This is a genomic window from Sphingobacterium puteale (assembly GCF_050986225.1).
Taxonomy (GTDB): domain Bacteria; phylum Bacteroidota; class Bacteroidia; order Sphingobacteriales; family Sphingobacteriaceae; genus Sphingobacterium; species Sphingobacterium puteale.
This window is the reverse complement of the sequence record NZ_CP158959.1, coordinates 2,375,968-2,393,495: the sequence shown is the minus strand read 5'-3', so window position 1 is coordinate 2,393,495 and position 17,528 is coordinate 2,375,968. Positions and strand designations below refer to the sequence as shown.

Genomic DNA, 17,528 nt, shown 5'->3' with positions numbered 1-17,528 from the left:
GCAAGACATAGCTCAAACCAAAAGATATCTTAAAAACCTTAAAAAATGGGCATAATCCATCTAGCACGGAGCAAACGATCATCAGCAGCTCCCCACCAGCTTGCGTTACCTCCATTACGCTAACGATATTTTATAAGTAGCACAAGCGCTTCATGTGCAGCACCACTAGATTTACCACATGAAAAAACAGCCAGGAAATAATTAAAAAGACAAAACAAACTATCCTTCAACAAAATAACACCATCTAAATAAACAAAAAAATCACATCTACAAAATACAATCCAAATCGTAAAGTCCAAACAAAAGTGAAAACTACAGCAGAAACTTTAAACACAGAAACATTCAAACAATCTTACTTCTTGTTATCTTTGCTGTACTACATAATTCATTATATGCATAATTATTCTGCTGAAGACAGTTTATTTATACAGATCGAGATCAAAAAAATAAGAAAGGCCCGCAACAATGCTATCGCAGTTTTTATGGTACTTTTTCTTGTCTGCTTTGCTGTCTGGTTATATGTTTTTTCGGACAGGTGGCTGGCTAGCACAGACAAGCAGACTGTTTACCATAGCCCCACCATATCTCTTTACACAATATTTCTATTCCCTACCCTACTATTTATTGGATTAAGTTGGGCCTTGTCTATCAAAAACCAGAAATATATTAGCGTGCTACAGCATCTCGACAGCCACGACTTAGGCATCTACCGAAAGTACACAAGCATACTTGCTCAGCGATATGCAGCCATTGCGCCCTACATTTTCTGTAAAAATGAACTTATATTCTTTCCTCTTTTTGGATGTAAAAAGATTCCAGTCAATCAGATCAAACGCATAGAAACAAAATGTGTTCATAATTATCGCGACACATACAGCTACCACGTCTATTTTTATAACGATGCTACAAAAATCTATCAGACAACAATGCACCAGATAGCTGCGTTCGATTTTCTACAGAAACAGCTGCTGGAGGAAAATCCAAATCTAACGATCATCGCACGGAACCAGATACCCTCATATTTGAGAACAAAAGACAAGCATACACACTATTAATTTATTATATGGAAAGTTATTCGTCCACCAACAGTTCATTTTTACAAACGGAGATAAGGAAAATCTGCAAAGTCCGCAATGCAGGTATCGGACTATTTATAGCGATGTTTCTTCTTTGCTATGGCTTCTTCTTCTATATTTTTTTGGATAAGTGGACAGCTGCTTCAGATAAACTGACATTTTTTTACAAGTCGCTCCCGCTCTTGAGTACATTGTTCGTCTATTTCGGCGGACTATTCGGCGGACTCAGTTGGTTCGTTTACGCCAAAAATCAGAAATTTATTATTGCCCTACGAGGTCTCAATAGCCGTGACCTTGATATTTATCAGCGGTACACCCGAAGACTTGTCCGCATCTATGCAACTATTGCGCCGTACCTTTTTCAGGAGCATGAACTTATATTTTTTCCTTTTTTTGGAAGTAAAAAAATTTCGATCAGTCAGATTCACCGTATAGAGACCAAGATTATACAGAACCACCGTGGCCCGAATAGTTTTCGCATCTATTTTTACAATGAATTCTCCAAGATTCATCAGGTGACAATGAACCAAAGAGGTGCATTCGATTTTCTACAGGAACAGCTTTTAGAAGAAAACCCGAACCTCAGCATCATTGCGAGAAACCGTTAAACACCTCACACACAAGCTACATGTAAAAAGCAATCCTCCACCCTACCCTTCGAGATAACGGCTATAATCTCCTGATTCAGCAACCAGCTTGATGATATGGTTCCGCTCTTCAAGAAATCGTCTCATATAACTTGTAAGGAAAGACCATTCGGCAAACCGCCCCAAAGTACCCAGGGGCGCCTTAAAATTAAACACATCCCGCATCAGCACCGTACCATCAGCCTGCTCTTCGAAAAGATGCTGATGATCCATCGACTGAAATGCCCCCTGTATCATTTTATCTTCAAAAAAATAGGGTTTTTCCATTTTTGTGATCCGCACTGTCAACGTTTGATATACACCCAGATGTTTTGCCCGCCACTGAACGGTCTGTCCGGCTTCGATCAATCCACTGGTCACACCAGCGATCGCCTTCTCGTTTGTCTTCCCAGTGGAATACATATGTAAGTCTATACTGCGGGCCAGATCAAAAACTATCTCTATTGGTGCATTTACAGTGGTGTCTAATACAAGTGTTGGCATAAAATCTTGCTATCGGTGAATTCGGAACAAATTTCGTAAAAAACACGAATTTCTTAGGAAAGAGCATAACAATTATCTAATTTAACCCTCCAATCGAATATCAATAACAAGAAGGCTATGATCACATTGCTTCCATTTGAAGAAGCTGACTTTGACCGCTTCAAATCCTGGATCAGATCTCCAGAAGAACTCCTGCAGTTCGCAGGTCCATATTTTTCATTTCCAGTGACTGACGAACAATTAAAAAAGTATATTGACGATCCCAAACGCCGTCCCTATAAAATTGTGAGTACAGAAACAAACAACGTTATCGGGCATTGTGAATTGAACTTTGAAAGAAGTATACCACGATTATCCCGCATATTGATTGCTGACAATACCGAACGCAATAAGGGCTATGGCAAGAAAACCATCAATGCAATGCTGAAACTGCTCTTTGTTGATAACACTTACGATCAAGCGGATTTAAACGTTTATGACTGGAACACGAGTGCAATAAGATGTTATGAGGGTGTAGGGTTTCAGATCAATGAAGGCGCCACAACTGAAACGTCAATCGGCAACGAAACCTGGAAGGGCCTGAATATGCAAATCACCAAATCGAACTGGCTAGCCAAAACACAATGAAGAAGAAACGTTTTTTTAAAAGAGCCTTTATTACGCTAACCTTGATCGCTGCTCTGCTCGGTTATTATGCCTGGCAGATCGAACCACACTGGGTCAAATTTGATCAGCTAAAACTCCCCATAAAAAACCTTCCCGGCAATCTTGAAGGGAAAACGCTCGTTCAGATTTCGGATATCCACATCGGTGACTATGTCAGTAAAGATTTTATCAAAAAAAATTTCGCGAAAGTTGGTATAACACATCCGGACATTATTGTTTACACAGGCGATTTTGTCCGATTGGTCCACAATGCCCTCCCACTCGCTGATCTCGACGAAGTCATGCAATTAGCCCCAAAAGGAAAACTACAGACATTGGCCATCTTGGGAAATCATGATTATGGAAGAGCCTTTAAAGACAGTACTGCAGCGGATTCAATCACTACACTGCTAAAAAAGTATCATATTACTGTTTTAAGAAACGAAAGTGTGAATATAAATGGCCTACAGCTCTATGGTATGGACGACTATTGGGGAACAAACTTTGACCCTGTAAAAACTATGCAGAACTACAACCGTAACCAAGCGAGCCTTGTCCTCTGCCACAACCCCGATGTTGCTGATCTGGATGTATGGAATGGCTATGAAGGCTGGATTTTATCAGGCCATACACATGCCGGGCAAGTGCGGATCCCATTCTGGGGTTCACCCATTATCCCCGTCTCGAACAAAAACTACGATCAGGGTATTAAAAAACTTCCTGAAAACCGAACCCTCTACATCAACAGAGGCCTCGGTCATAGTATCCCCGTCCGCTTTAATGCACGACCTGAAATAACCATTTTCACTTTAACAAAGGACTAAAATCGGAGATACGGTCATGTTTAATGCTTCAATAAACAGCATATGGAATTAAATAAGGTATGGATAGAATGCCACTTCTATCGTTTGTCGATAGTCTTCCAAGGCATCCGATTCAAATCGACCGCCCAATACCGCAAAACTCGAATACCAGAAATCTGATATAATAAAAATCTGACGTACAAAGCCCTTCAGAATGGCTATTGGTATATCCTGTCTAAACATTCCCAATTTGGAGTAGTGCTCAAAGAGGGAAATGAACTGCTCCTCACGTCGTGCAACAAGAGTCCGGTAGGCATCCCCAATAGCAGGTATCCAAGTACAGATCTCGACGAAATTGGCAAAAATAAACTTATACTTATTGATCAACAGATAAGAGCCCTCCGTAAATTCCTGCAATAACTCCTGAAATGTGGCATCTTTCTGATCAAATAAAACCACCATTTCGTCATAGTCGCGTTGCAGCTCCTCAAAAATAGTAAAGATAATATCTTCTGTATGTTTGAAGTGATAATGGAGATTGCCAGCACTAATACCCATTTCCTGCGCAATCTGCCGTGTCGTAACAGTACGTATCCCATCCCGATTATATACCCCTAGCGCTGCCGCTACAATTTTTTCTTTCGTATTCATGACACAAAATTAGAACAATTGCTCTAATTTTGTGTCATGAATGATAAATTAAGATAATATGAAAGACGAAAAGAAAGAAAGTTGGCTAAAAAATCAATATCTAGATCTAAAACAGACGCTTATTCCGACCCATCCAAATGATAGCCCCTGGAAAAAATTCGGCAAACAGACAGCTTTTTTTATGTTTTTAACGTTGATGGTATGCGGAGCAATAGCTATGTTGATCGCCATTTCCTTTGCGCATTAGTAAAGAATCTTTTTGACGGTATATTTATTTTCTATTGGTTATGCTGGTTCTTTATTCGATTTACACGGCTACAGCATTTTCCTATTCCATTTTTAAACAACTGGCTTACGGACCTTGTCTTTGTCCCTATTATTGTCCATGTCGCATCTATTACGGGAAGCTTTCTATTCAATAAAGGAAAACCGCATGGATACCCATTATACCAGATCTGGTTGATATCGGCTATCGTATCACTCTTGTTTGAGTACCTGATGCCTAGCTACACAGACTACAATACGGGGGATCCCTATGACGTCATTGCCTATTTTATGGGAGGACTATTTTACTTTTTATTCCATCAGCCACGTTATATAAAAAAAAGTTCCGATGGAACCAATCATGTGATTTGCAAACAAAATTAAACCACAGCTAATAAAAACACGTTCTGGAAGAATATAAAATATACGCTCAGAAAAGCTCACGCCCAAAGTCCCCTAGAAGATCTTATTGGTAAACAGACTTTCAATAAAACTATAATTGAATAATAGTGTTGATATGATGATTAATTTAGCAGATGTAGGCCACATGACAAGAATCAAAACCAAAAGAACATGTAGTAAAGGGCACAGCTTCTATAAGAGTACAGATTGCCCAACATGTCCAATATGCGAAAAGGAAAAGAAACCTGAAGATGGTTTTCTAGCTCTTTTGAGTAGCCCTGCTAGAAATGCACTGTCAAACCATGGTGTAGATCAACTTGAAAAGCTAGCTCAGTACTCAGTGAAAGACCTACTGAAGCTCCATGGCCTTGGAAAGGCATCTTTGCCCCTGTTAAGTCAGGCTTTAATGGAAAAGGGATTAAAATTTAAGGAGTAGGCTATGCTGTCAGTTGATAACAAAAAAATAAGCCCTCGATTGGCTTCCATATAGTTTCTCGCTACTTAGAAGTACTTGAGGGCTTTATTATTCAACGCTTTTAACACAAGCGGAATCTTCCTTTACTAGTACTCGATCAAAACTTCAGTGACCTGAGCGCCTTGTTTAGCACTTTTGAATTTAAACTTCACTTTCTGATTCAGGTTCAATTTCTGTCCGACAAGACGGTCATTGAAATAGATAGATTGCTGGGTATCATTGTCTCTAATGAATCCATAATTGGACTCTGCATTGTAATGGACAACTTTTCCGAAAGAGTACTCATCATGATGGTTTGAAGTCATGCTTGGACTCTCTCCTTCTTTCAATTTTATCGCAGGTCTGTCTGAGATGTTCCCGTGTTCATCAACATAAGCAAACAATTCTTCCAAAGATTTTCCTTTGTCGTTGTTTGTTTTATTGAATTCTTTTTTCTCAATTTTTTGCTGTTTTTTGAGTAGTTTCTTTTTTTCTCGTTCTTTTTTGTTAAATGTAATTTGGCTTTTGCTCATTCAATATGGATTAAAATAAAATGTTCCCGAGGAGGTTTCGGACCTTTAGAGCTTTGTTGAAAAAGATAAAAATGCGAGGTGTTCTAAGGAGATAATTGCAAAGGTACAAAAAAATAGGAGAAATCAGATAGTCGATCGCCTAATTCTTCTAAGATTCACGAAGGAAAAGATATTCATTTTTATTCCTTTTAATACATTCAGTAGAGGCCAGCATACAGACACCATTCTTTTATGCTTAAATGTAGCAACACCGTTTAGTAACAAAACAACAGGCCGCACACAGCATCCGGTCGCCGTCTCACTGAATTTCAAAAAATGACAAGGCTCGTAGATAGTCACATATTGTATACCTGGCAAAGTAAAAATTGAAAACTTTGATAAAACAAAAATATCTTTTGGACGTTATTTTGAAAAAAAACACTATGGAAGTAAAAAATATCGAAAGAGACGACAGAGGTAATTTCATCGCCGAAGTGGAAAATAATGAGGCTGGGATTTTGGAATATACCTGGCAGAGTGAGTACGAGTTTTCCATAGACCATACCGAGGTCTATGACGAATATAAAGGAATGAGTGTCGGTAAAAAACTCGTACTTGAAGCAGTAGATTATGCCCGGAAAAACGATGCCAAGATTGTCCCGAATTGCCCGTACGCTAAATCAATTTTTGATAAAACAATTGCCTTTCAGGACGTATTAGCCTAAAAAAGCCATTTTATCACTGGGACAAAATGGCTTTTATGCTTGATAGCGGTATGACTAAACTACAATATTGATTATTTTTCCTTTTACAAAAATAATCTTTTTAATGGGCTTGCCGTCCAGATGCCTTTGCACATCCGCATGTGCCTTGATCGTTTCTTCAACGGTTTGTTGATCCAAATCCAATGCAAGTGATAGATTGAACTTCATCTTACCATTGAAAGAGACCGGATATGCAAATTCAGACTCGACTAGATATTCCGGTTTGAACGTAGGATAAGTTGCCTGAGAAAGTGTACCTGCCTCATGCCCCAATAAGTTCCACAATTCCTCCGTAATATGCGGTGCATAAGACTGGAGAACAATAACAAGTTGTTCCAATATCTCGCGCTTATTGCATTTCAAATCGGTTAGTTCATTTACACAGATCATAAAGGCGGAAACAGACGTGTTGAACGAGAAACGCTCGATATCATCTTCCACTTTCTTAATAATCTTATGTAAAGCTTTGAACTCAGATTTTGAAGGTTCTTCATCTGATACATTAAAATTACCTTCGGCATCGTGAAACAGACGCCATACTTTCTTAAGAAACTTGTAGACACCTTCGATACCATTGGTATTCCATGGTTTGGCTTGCTCCAACGGCCCCAGAAACATTTCGTAAAGACGTAGCGTATCAGCACCATAAGTCTCAATGATATCATCCGGATTAACGACATTGAATTTCGACTTAGACATTTTCTCCACCTCGCTACCACAAATGTATTTACCGTTTTCCAAGACAAATTCAGCATTCGCAAAATCAGGTCTGAAGTTTTTGAATTTTTCGAGATCCAATACGTCATTCGACACGATATTGACATCTACGTGCAAAGGAATTGTATTGTACTCATTTCTCAAGCCATAGGAAACAAATTGATTGGTTCCTCTGCCCTCTTCGTCAAGTACACGGTAGACAAAATTTGAACGTCCCTGAATCATACCCTGATTGATCAATTTTCGGAATGGTTCTTCCTCATTATGATAGCCAAGATCTTTTAAAAACTTATTCCAAAAACGTGAATATAACAAGTGCCCTGTGGCATGTTCAGAACCACCGATGTATAAATCAACGGCTTTCCAGTAGTCAACGGCTTCTTTGGAAGCAAAGTTGCCCTCATTTTTTGGATCCATATATCTGAACCAGTACCATGAAGAACCTGCCCATCCCGGCATTGTACTCAACTCATATTCATATTGATCCTCATATTTCCAGTTCTTCGCACGTCCTAAGGGAGGTTCTCCGGACTCTGTCGGCAAGTACTTATCGACCTCAGGTAATAAAAGAGGTAGTTCTTCTTCCTTAATAAGGTACGGAAGACCATTTTTAAAGTAGACCGGTACAGGTTCACCCCAATAACGTTGACGACCAAAAATTGCGTCGCGCATGCGGAAGTTGATCTTTGCTTTACCTAATTTCAATTCTTCCAGCTTTGCAATCAGCGCAGGCACAGCCTCCTGGTAGGTCATGCCGTTGATAAAATCAGAATTGATGTATTTTCCATCCTTATTCGGATCAGCCTCTTCTTCAATCTGCTGTGTATCCGAAATCGGAATAATCTCTAAATTAAAATGCTTGGCAAAAACATAATCACGTTGATCGCCACTAGGTACGGCCATAACCGCCCCTGTGCCATATCCTGCCAAAACATAATCTGCAATCCAGATCTGCACATCGCGGCCTGAAATAGGGTGTTTTGCAAATGAACCTGTAAAGGCTCCCGATACTGTCTTGGTATCGGCCATACGATCTAGTTCAGATTTTTTTGATGTCTTCTCAATATAAGCTTCAACTTCAGCTTTTTGTTCGGCTGTCGTCAACGCTGCGACCAATTCATGTTCAGGTGCCAAAACGACAAATGAAACACCGAAAATAGTATCCACACGAGTTGTAAAGACTTCAATTGCGGTGTCCAACTGTGGAACTGGGAATTTGACCGAGGCACCGACAGATTTCCCGATCCAGTTACGTTGCATTTCTACCAACGGCTCTGGCCAATCAATGCTGTCCAAACCTTTTAACAGACGATCGGCATAGGCGGTGATACGCATTGACCATTGCATCATCTTCTTTTGCTCTACAGGATATCCGCCGCGCTCGGACACGCCGTTAATCACCTCATCATTAGCCAATACTGTCCCTAAAGCAGCGCACCAGTTGACTGTGCTCTCACGCAGATAAGCAATGCGATACTTTAACAACTCACGCTGTTGTGTTTCTTCATCAAAAGATTTCCATTCCTCCGCAGTGAATGCTAATACATCTTCGTCAGAGACTGCCTGAACAGTTGTAGAACCGCTTGTAGAAAATTTCGCGATCAATGTATCAATGGATTCCGCTTTATCCGTTTCTTTATTATACCAAGAATCGAATGATTTCATAAAAATCCACTGCGTCCATTTATAATATTCAGGTTCAGAAGTACGGACTTCTCTACTCCAGTCATAAGAGAAACCGATATTGTCCATCTGCTCGCGGTAACGATTGATATTTGCTTCGGTAGTAACAGCAGGGTGTTGACCCGTTTGAATCGCATATTGTTCTGCAGGAAGTCCAAAGGAATCATACCCCATTGGATGTAGTACATTGAAGCCCTTTAATCGTTTATATCTTGAAAAGATGTCCGAAGCAATGTATCCCAGAGGATGACCAACATGTAGTCCCGCCCCAGATGGATAAGGAAACATATCCAATACATAGTATTTTGGCTTCTGGTGTGCATCTGATGTTTTATAGGTTTGATGATCCGCCCAAAACTTTTGCCACTTTTTCTCTAATGATTTGTGATTATACTCCATTTTTGTTCGTAAGGAATTTTTATGACTTGCGAAATTACGATTTTAATACTGAAATGTGATAAAAGTTTTGTAGTTTGAACAATAAATTCTAGTATTGAAAAGTTATTTAAACATAGGTAGAAAACAAAATTCGAATTGATTTTTATCAAAGTAATTACAAGATAAATTCGAAATCTTCCGCTCAAATAGTTACTTTCGCAAATAAATTTTTGCTTATTATGTCAGAATACGAATTAAGCACACAAAAAAGAAAAACAAAGTCTGTCTATGTTTCCACAGTGATCAGCATCGCGCTGGTGCTCTTGGTGACAGGTATGTTGGGCTTATTATTGGTGCACGCTAAAAATCTTTCAAAGTACGTTAAAGAAAACATTGTCCTGAATGTCATTGTAAACGATGGCACCAGTGAGGGTGACGTGCTCTCCTTACAAAAAGATCTTGAAAAAGATCCTTATGTACTTCGTTCAGTATACATCAGCAAAGAAATCGCTGCCAAAAACCTGAAAGAAGATCTCGGTGAAGATTTTGTGCAGTACCTCGGACATAATCCATTATTGCCGTCATTGGATGTTTATATGAAGGAAAATTACGCCAATACGGATAGCATCAAGACATTCATTGAAAAAATCTCTAAAAATAATAGAATAAAGGAGGTGGTTTATCAAGAATCGTTAATTGATATGGTCAATAAAAATGTACGTATCATCGGTATGATTGTGTTAGCCTTTGCTGTTATTCTCTTAATTATTGCCGTTGCCTTAATCAACAATACAATACGACTAGCCATTTACTCGCAGCGTTTCTTAATTAAAAGCATGCAGTTAATCGGTGCGACCAAGAACTTTATTCGCAAACCTTTTATCACTTATGGTATTATTCATGGACTACTTGGTTCACTGATCGCGATTTTATTGTTGATATTGACGCTCAAATTTGCGCAACAACAGATACCTGAATTGGTATTTCTGCGCAACTGGTTTGAGTTTGCAATCATCTTTTTAGGGGTTATCTTCATCGGAATTTTAATCTCAGGCCTCAGCACCTACTTTGCTGTGACGAAATATTTAAAAGCTCAATCTAACGATTTATATAGATAAAAATGGCTCAAATTAAGAAATCTACAGAATCTGTAAACAAAGGTTCTTTCGTATTTTCCAAAATAAATTATCAGCTTTTTATAGCTAGTCTGGTTATAGTAGTCATTGGCTTCGCGCTAATGTCAGGTGAAACTGATATTTATAGTTTTACCAAAATTACATTAGCCCCTATTGTTGTTGTCCTTGGCTTTGCCTTAGGCTTTGTCGCGATCCTTTATCGCCCCAAAACAACGAAAACTGAAGAAGAATAATCTTATTAAAAACAGATGTCTATTATTGAAGCTATCATCCTTGCTATCATCGAAGGATTAACGGAGTTTTTGCCTGTCTCCTCCACAGGTCATATGATTATTGCAACCGCTCTTATGGGTATTCAACCCTCAGCATTTGTTAAATTATTTACTATTGTCATTCAGCTGGGAACGATATTATCGGTTCTTGTGCTATATTATAAACGATTTTTCAAATCACTTTCATTTTACTACAAATTGGTGATTGCGGCTATTCCAGCCTCGGTGCTGGGATTACTCTTCAATGATTTCATCGATTCACTTTTGGAAAGCCCGCTGATGGTTGCTATTATGCTGGTAATCGGCGGAGTTGTCCTACTTTTTGTTGACAAATGGTTTAATAAACCTACTGTTGAAGATTCGGACAACGTCACTTACAAGCAGGCCTTTATGATCGGTGTATACCAATGTCTGGCTCTGATTCCCGGCACATCCCGGTCCGCGAGTACCATCATCGGTGGTATGGCCGAAAAATTGACACGTAAGGCTGCAGCAGAATTTTCATTCTTTCTGGCTTTGCCGATGATGTTTGGCGCTTCAGCTGTTAAACTCCTGAAGTTTTTCAAAGAAGGGAATACATTTACAGGTGAAGAACTCAACCTGCTTATTGTTGGTAACCTCATCGGCTTTGTTGTGGCAATTATTGCCATCAAATCATTTATTGGATTTTTAACAAAGCATGGATTTAAGGCCTTTGGATGGTACAGAATAGTGATTGGCGTTATTATACTGGTATTATTGCTTTCGGGGCATAGTTTACAAATTATCTAAAATTTTTTCATGGAAAACAGAGAGGTTGGTGAAAACTCAGCAGAGTTTAATTTTGCTGAAGGCGAAATGTTGTTGATTGATAAACCTTTGACATGGACAAGTTTCGACGTTGTGGGTAAAGTCAGAAACTCTTTAAAACCATTAAAATTAAAAGTTGGCCATGCGGGCACACTGGATCCTTTGGCAACAGGATTATTGATTGTCTGCACGGGTAAATTGACAAAAAAGATCGACATCTATCAGGCTGAAGACAAAGAATATACAGGCACAATTACACTGGGAGGTACTACCCCTTCCTACGACCTGGAAACCGAAATTGACGAGACATTCCCGATCACACATATTAACGAACAAATGATATTAGATGCTGCAAAATCATTTGTGGGTGATATCCAACAATTTCCTCCAGCACACTCTGCCATAAAGATCAATGGGGAACGTGTTTATGAAAAAGCACGCCGCGGTGAAGATGTTGAAATAAAATCCCGGCAGGTACGGATCAATAGCTTTGAAATTGAGAAGATTGAACTTCCCAACGTATATTTTCGTATTTCCTGTTCAAAAGGTACATATATCCGATCATTGGCGTACGACTTTGGAAAAGTATTACAGAGTGGATCACATTTAAGTTCATTAAGACGAACCAAAAGTGGTGATTATCGTGTCGAAAATGCCTGGAACCTCGAACAGCTTATCGCCGAAATAAAACGTCATAAAGAAATCATTAAATAACCCTATCGGCACTTTTTATTGATTCTTTATCTTATTTTTGCAAAAAATCCTATAAATGAAAATCTACAGAAGTTTAGAAGATTTCTCCCCCGTTGAAAATGCAGTAGTTACCATTGGTACTTTTGACGGTGTCCATATTGGGCATCAAAAAATATTGGTCCACTTAAAAGAGGCGGCACAAAAAATTAACGGCGAAACCATATTGCTCACTTTTTTCCCCCATCCCCGATTGATTATTAATCCGGATGATGACAGCTTACGTTTAATAAATGATATTGAAGAGAAAGTAAGTCAATTGAGCAAAGTTGGTATTGACCACCTGATCATTATCCCTTTCTCCCGTGATTTTTCCAACCAGACTCCTGAAGAATATATCAGCAATGTGCTTGTAGGAAAATTGGGTACTAAAAAGATTGTTATCGGATATGACCATCATTTTGGAAAAGATCGCAAAGGCTCACTAGGCGATTTGGAACAATTTGCTTCGATATTTGATTATAGTGTGGACGAAATCCCAGAACAGGATATCAATGATATTGCCGTCTCTTCCACCCGAGTGCGTGAAGCACTCATTAAAGGTGATATCAAAACGGCCAACCTATATTTAGGTTATCCTTTTGAATTGACAGGAACTGTGATCCGAGGGGATCAAATCGGGCGTACCATTGGATTTCCGACAGCCAATCTACAGGTGCACGAACCTCATAAACTCATCCCTGCCTACGGTATTTATGCCGTTGAGGTCTATATATACAATCATATCCAAAACATCACTACAGGGGAGTATAAAGAAGAGAATCCTGTTTCAATTGCTAAAGGTATGGGATATATTGGCACAAGGCCTACGGTTGACGGAATGAATCGTGCGATTGAAATCAGTCTATTTGATTTTGATCAGGATATTTATGGCAAAACACTACGCGTCAAATTCCTTCACTTTATCCGCCACGATGAACGTTTTGACTCACTGGAGGAAATGAAAGCGCAAATCAAAGCAGATGAAATAGAAATAAGAAATCTTATTGCATAATATACCTTTAAAAAAAGAAAAGCGGGAATTCCCGCTTTTCTTTTTTTATTAATTACCCGTCACATTCTGATTGTACTAAAATACTTTTTTTCAGAAGTAGCCAAGCTAATTTTCAACGCGTTTCATGATACCTACAGCATTGCTGACGAGAACTAAACTAAGCTTTATCAATAAGTTTTTAAATTAACAGGGCTTCGATGCCAAGCCGGTAACTATCCAATCCGAAACCACAAATCACTCCCCTACAATTTTTAGCCAAGAAAGAGTGATGACGAAATTCCTCCCGTTGATGTACATTACTGATGTGAACTTCAATGACCGGTGTCTGAACGGCAGCAATAGCATCACCAATAGCAACAGAGGTATGCGTATATGCGCCAGCATTCATTACGATTCCATCGTACTCAAAGCCAACCTCATGAATTTTATCAATTAATATCCCTTCGGAATTGCTCTGAAAATATTCCAGTTGAATCGTTGAAAAGCGTTTTTTCAATTCCTCGAAATAACTCAGGAAATCCTGACTTCCATAGATTGACTTTTCCCTAACACCCAATAGATTTAAATTTGGGCCATTTAACACAAGGATTTTTTTCATCCGTATTTAATAATTTAGACAATATTAGCGATTCGGTCCATGCCGGCTACCTTTGGTAGATGTAGCAGAGACTTCAAAGGCTATAAAACAGTTCTATTAAACAAGAAACATCATAATTATACATTCCATATAAGGCTTGAATAATCATGATGTTTTCATAAGCTTAATGTGCTTCAAATATATAAAAACTTCCTATAAATCATTATAAATTGCTCTAAAGCTCGAACGAAGTCCAAATGTTACCACGCCCGATTTATTCACGACAGGTGTTTCATATTGTGCTTTCGCGTAGCGTTGCATATACCCCAGTTCTAAACGAAGATTATACTTAGGATTGAGTACATACGCTGCTTTCGCATCCGCATAATAGATATTATTCTTGATCCCTTGCGCGATATGGTTTCCATACATATTTGGAATAGTCCGGTAGGACTGAAAGATATCTCCGCCCATATTAGTTCCGTCAGGCAGATCCAATCCATTTTGTGTATACATTCCTTGTAAAGAAAAGTCCCATCTGTCCCAGGCATAGTTTACCAAACCAACAAGCTCTCTAAAGTTTGCTCCTTTAGGGTGTGCCAATGGTTCTGCGTTGTTGCTATAATTGGAATAAGATTTAAAGTGTGCATAGGTATACGGCCTAGCGGTATTGTACTCCGCAAGGAAGTTTAGGTTTTTGACTCCAAACATGTCGTAGCCTCTTAGCCCCAACTGCGCTCCCCATTTGTTATGTGCATAGCCGTTGCCCGCAAAAAATTCCTTTGCCGTAAATTCACCCAATAGAAACTGACCATAAACAGTCAGGTTATAAGGCAATTTATATTTTGAAGTAGCCCCTAAAAACATTTTATCTGGCGATGAGCGGTTATTGCTCTCGACAGGACGTATAAAAATAATCGGACTCAAATAACTGAAATCAAATCCTCTTTTTCCGCCCTCATCTTGTGCTGCCCAAACGACAGACTGAAAGAAACCAACGGATAATTTATTGGTCACATTCCAGTCCAAATATTGAAAAGCTCCCCATTTTTTTCCATCTCCAAGACGTGTGTTATTTTGCCCCTCCATGGGGAATGTTCCAGTTAAATCCTGTCTCGGATGCGTTGGATCATTCATATAAGCCCAGATGGAAGTATACTGTACATTCCCGATCGTACCGGTCAGTTTCAGATGCGCATAATTAGATGAAAAGTCAGAAAGCAACATCGAACGATATCCGTCTCCAATAAAATTCTTGTCGTAAGCGATGGTCGCTTGGATATATTTGTGGGCATCGTAGGTCATGCTTGCGGTCGCATACATCCAGTCCATTTTATTTTTCGACTGAAATTTGGTATTTCCCTGACCGGGAATTACTTTATTAGCCACGATATAATCGTCCAGATATTTTGGAAAAACCGCTTGGCTTTCAAATGCAGATGAGTTAAATGTGAATTTACTTCCCACATTCAGTCCTACCTGAAATCCCCTTCCGTTCATCCATGTCCGACGTTTGTCACCCTGCATATCTTTTCCGATATACATATCTGGCAAAAAGTCGGCATAGAACGTATAATCGTCTTTTTCTACTTGAACCAGATGTTCATTAAAGATTTTCCGCATGAACCAATTTGACGAAGAAACCGGTTTATTGGATTGTATCGAGTCAAATTTGGCCAGTAACAAAGAATCTTTGATGACAAATGGTTTAGCTGTTGTGTGCATTCTCGTCTCTGTAGAATACACAACATCGTTCATTTTCTGATAGAAATGATACGAATAAGGCTGACTTTTAATTTGCCCAAACCCTGCGAAGGAGGCACTTACCCCGATGCCAGCCAGCACAATTCGAAGTAAATTACTTTTTTTTGATATATTAAGCCCCATAAAATTATTTCAAAGATTATTTCTTCTAGCAAAATGCATTCCTAACTGCAAATTAACCGAATAAAAATGACTTTATTCACATTTGAAGTCAATATTATAATGCTAAATCGTATTTGCTGTTCGTTATATTCAAAAATATTTATATCTTGCATCTTAGTAAATAACCTTGTATAACAAAAAATCAGCCCTAATAAGCATGAAACGCAGAACATTTATCCAAAACGCAACCTTATTGACAGCAGGCGCATTTGCAAGCAAATTTTCTTTTGCTCAGGAACATTCTTTTCCTACCGTGCGTACGCCTAAAGAAAAACGACTTTTTTCCAGCAAAGTAGTCGAAGATGCAATCGCAGAATTTCAAAAAAATACAAAAAATAAGGAGTTAGCTTGGTTATTTAATAATTGCTTTCCGAATACATTGGACACCACAGTATTCCCTTATGTTCAGAATGGAAGAAACTATACCTATGTCATCACAGGGGATATTGACGCCATGTGGCTTCGTGACAGCAGTGCTCAGGTGTGGCCCTATCTTCCTTTCATGAAAAAAGATAAAAAATTACAGGATCTAATCGTTGGTTTAATTCAAAAACAGAGTAAATGCATTAACATCGATCCCTATGCCAATGCTTTTTACAATGATCCAACTAAAAAGGGAGAATGGTTTAGTGACCATACCAGCATGAAACCCGGAATCCATGAAAGGAAGTGGGAAATCGACTCGCTATGTTATCCGATTCGACTGGCTTATCATTATTGGAAAGAAACAAATGACAGCAGCCCATTTAACGAAGAATGGTTGGAAGCACAACATAAAATTTATCAGACTTTTGTTGAACAGCAACGTAAAGATAATTTAGGCCCTTATAAATTTGAACGGACAACATCCAGAGGATCTGACACCTTACAGGTTGATGGCTATGGATATCCCGTCAACCCCGTGGGTTTGATCTGTTCAAGCTTTAGACCTTCGGATGATTCAACTATTTTCTCGTTTTTGATTCCTTCCAACTTATTTGCTATTGTTAGCTTGAGACAAGCTGCTGAAATTCTTAAAAAGGTTAAAAACGAGCAGTCACTTGCATCAAAAATGGAAGCGCTCGCCAAGGAAGTAGAAGCAGCCGTAAATAAATATGGAATTATCGATCACCCGACACTGGGAAAGATCTATGCTTTTGAAGTAGACGGTTATTCAAGTCACTTAATGATGGATGATGCCAATATCCCCAGTTTATTGGCTCTGCCTTATTTAGGCGCCGTCGACATCCATGATGAAGTCTATCAGCGCACACGTAATTTTGTGCTGTCTGAAAAGAACCCCTTCTTCTTTAAAGGTACCGCAGCCGAAGGCATTGGTGGCCCGCACATTGGGCGTGACATGATTTGGCCGATGTCCATTATTATGCGCGCACAGACGTCAACAAATGATGAGGAGATCCGCAACTGTATCAAAACGTTGGTGAGTACACACGGCGGAACAGGATTTATGCATGAATCCTTCCATAAAAACGATCCAAAAAAATTCACCAGACATTGGTTTGCCTGGACCAATACATTATTTGGCGAATTAATTTGGAAAATATATAAAGAGAAACCATCTTTGCTTCAGTAAAACTGAATCTTATAACGCAATGTTATAAGTGG

The 17,528-nt window shown here is 39.0% G+C and carries 20 protein-coding genes; 14 read left to right on the top strand and 6 right to left on the bottom strand.

The window, feature by feature from the left end:
• Positions 1–392 precede the first annotated feature (392 nt).
• Both ABTV71_RS09990 and ABTV71_RS09985 read left to right on the top strand, forming a co-directional pair.
• Positions 393–1,055, top strand: coding sequence for a hypothetical protein (locus ABTV71_RS09990; protein ID WP_433903077.1), 663 nt, complete (start codon positions 393–395; stop codon positions 1,053–1,055).
• Between the two features lie 8 nt (positions 1,056–1,063).
• Positions 1,064–1,684, top strand: a complete 621-nt coding sequence (locus tag ABTV71_RS09985) for a hypothetical protein (protein ID WP_433903076.1) — start codon at positions 1,064–1,066, stop codon at positions 1,682–1,684.
• Positions 1,685–1,726: 42 nt separating this feature from the next.
• Here the strand turns inward: ABTV71_RS09985 and ABTV71_RS09980 are convergent, their stop codons facing one another.
• Complete coding sequence (locus tag ABTV71_RS09980; protein WP_433903075.1) at positions 1,727–2,206, bottom strand: SRPBCC family protein; 480 nt, start codon at positions 2,204–2,206, stop codon at positions 1,727–1,729.
• A 117-nt stretch (positions 2,207–2,323) separates the two neighbouring features.
• On the opposite strand from ABTV71_RS09980, the gene ABTV71_RS09975 reads away from it, so the two are divergent.
• Complete coding sequence (locus tag ABTV71_RS09975; RefSeq protein ID WP_433903074.1) at positions 2,324–2,833, top strand: GNAT family N-acetyltransferase; 510 nt, start codon at positions 2,324–2,326, stop codon at positions 2,831–2,833.
• Positions 2,830–3,675, top strand: a complete 846-nt coding sequence (locus ABTV71_RS09970) for a metallophosphoesterase (RefSeq protein ID WP_433903073.1) — start codon at positions 2,830–2,832, stop codon at positions 3,673–3,675. The genes ABTV71_RS09975 and ABTV71_RS09970 overlap by 4 nt, the downstream gene beginning before the upstream one ends.
• Before the next feature lie 48 nt (positions 3,676–3,723).
• On the opposite strand, the gene ABTV71_RS09965 is transcribed toward ABTV71_RS09970, so the two are convergent.
• Complete coding sequence (locus ABTV71_RS09965; RefSeq protein ID WP_433903072.1) at positions 3,724–4,305, bottom strand: TetR/AcrR family transcriptional regulator; 582 nt, start codon at positions 4,303–4,305, stop codon at positions 3,724–3,726.
• Positions 4,306–4,363: 58 nt separating this feature from the next.
• Here ABTV71_RS09965 and ABTV71_RS09960 point away from each other — a divergent pair, with 58 nt between their 5' ends.
• The 3 genes from ABTV71_RS09960 to ABTV71_RS09950 all read left to right on the top strand — a co-directional run bounded on the left by ABTV71_RS09960 (position 4,364) and on the right by ABTV71_RS09950 (position 5,407).
• A complete protein-coding gene (locus ABTV71_RS09960; protein ID WP_183078596.1) occupies positions 4,364–4,552 on the top strand; it encodes a hypothetical protein in 189 nt (62 codons plus the stop codon).
• Positions 4,507–4,953 (top strand): hypothetical protein, encoded by a 447-nt coding sequence (locus ABTV71_RS09955; RefSeq protein WP_433903071.1) that lies wholly within the window; start codon positions 4,507–4,509, stop codon positions 4,951–4,953. Before ABTV71_RS09960 ends, ABTV71_RS09955 begins: the two co-directional genes overlap by 46 nt.
• A gap of 133 nt (positions 4,954–5,086) precedes the next feature.
• Entirely contained in the window at positions 5,087–5,407 is a 321-nt protein-coding gene (locus tag ABTV71_RS09950; RefSeq protein ID WP_433903070.1) for an RNA polymerase alpha subunit C-terminal domain-containing protein, read from the top strand.
• 125 nt (positions 5,408–5,532) lie between these two features.
• On the opposite strand, the gene ABTV71_RS09945 is transcribed toward ABTV71_RS09950, so the two are convergent.
• Complete coding sequence (locus tag ABTV71_RS09945) at positions 5,533–5,958, bottom strand: cold-shock protein (protein WP_108632237.1); 426 nt, start codon at positions 5,956–5,958, stop codon at positions 5,533–5,535.
• Between the two features lie 422 nt (positions 5,959–6,380).
• Here ABTV71_RS09945 and ABTV71_RS09940 point away from each other — a divergent pair, with 422 nt between their 5' ends.
• Positions 6,381–6,662 carry a GNAT family N-acetyltransferase gene (locus ABTV71_RS09940; protein ID WP_120258347.1) on the top strand — a complete coding sequence of 94 codons (282 nt, stop codon included), beginning with the start codon at positions 6,381–6,383 and terminating at the stop codon, positions 6,660–6,662.
• A gap of 54 nt (positions 6,663–6,716) precedes the next feature.
• On the opposite strand, the gene leuS is transcribed toward ABTV71_RS09940, so the two are convergent.
• A complete protein-coding gene (leuS, locus tag ABTV71_RS09935) occupies positions 6,717–9,500 on the bottom strand; it encodes a leucine--tRNA ligase (RefSeq protein ID WP_433903069.1) in 2,784 nt (927 codons plus the stop codon).
• Positions 9,501–9,718: 218 nt separating this feature from the next.
• On the opposite strand from leuS, the gene ABTV71_RS09930 reads away from it, so the two are divergent.
• The 5 genes from ABTV71_RS09930 to ABTV71_RS09910 are packed head-to-tail and all read left to right on the top strand — an operon-like array spanning position 9,719 to position 13,420.
• Positions 9,719–10,597 carry a cell division protein FtsX gene (locus ABTV71_RS09930; RefSeq protein WP_433903068.1) on the top strand — a complete coding sequence of 293 codons (879 nt, stop codon included), beginning with the start codon at positions 9,719–9,721 and terminating at the stop codon, positions 10,595–10,597.
• 2 nt (positions 10,598–10,599) lie between these two features.
• A complete protein-coding gene (locus ABTV71_RS09925) occupies positions 10,600–10,848 on the top strand; it encodes a DUF3098 domain-containing protein (protein WP_433903067.1) in 249 nt (82 codons plus the stop codon).
• 15 nt (positions 10,849–10,863) lie between these two features.
• Entirely contained in the window at positions 10,864–11,658 is a 795-nt protein-coding gene (locus ABTV71_RS09920) for an undecaprenyl-diphosphate phosphatase (protein WP_433903066.1), read from the top strand.
• Between the two features lie 9 nt (positions 11,659–11,667).
• Positions 11,668–12,390, top strand: coding sequence for a tRNA pseudouridine(55) synthase TruB (gene truB / locus ABTV71_RS09915; protein ID WP_433903065.1), 723 nt, complete (start codon positions 11,668–11,670; stop codon positions 12,388–12,390).
• A gap of 55 nt (positions 12,391–12,445) precedes the next feature.
• On the top strand, positions 12,446–13,420 hold the full coding sequence (locus ABTV71_RS09910) for a bifunctional riboflavin kinase/FAD synthetase (RefSeq protein ID WP_121121534.1): 975 nt from the start codon (positions 12,446–12,448) through the stop codon (positions 13,418–13,420).
• A 178-nt stretch (positions 13,421–13,598) separates the two neighbouring features.
• On the opposite strand, the gene aroQ is transcribed toward ABTV71_RS09910, so the two are convergent.
• Positions 13,599–14,018 carry a type II 3-dehydroquinate dehydratase gene (aroQ, locus tag ABTV71_RS09905; RefSeq protein WP_121121532.1) on the bottom strand — a complete coding sequence of 140 codons (420 nt, stop codon included), beginning with the start codon at positions 14,016–14,018 and terminating at the stop codon, positions 13,599–13,601.
• 192 nt (positions 14,019–14,210) lie between these two features.
• Positions 14,211–15,884 (bottom strand): gliding motility protein RemB, encoded by a 1,674-nt coding sequence (locus ABTV71_RS09900; protein ID WP_433903064.1) that lies wholly within the window; start codon positions 15,882–15,884, stop codon positions 14,211–14,213.
• Between the two features lie 196 nt (positions 15,885–16,080).
• Between ABTV71_RS09900 and ABTV71_RS09895 the strand changes: the two genes are divergently transcribed.
• Positions 16,081–17,496 carry a glycoside hydrolase family 125 protein gene (locus ABTV71_RS09895; protein WP_433903063.1) on the top strand — a complete coding sequence of 472 codons (1,416 nt, stop codon included), beginning with the start codon at positions 16,081–16,083 and terminating at the stop codon, positions 17,494–17,496.
• Positions 17,497–17,528: the final 32 nt, after the last annotated feature.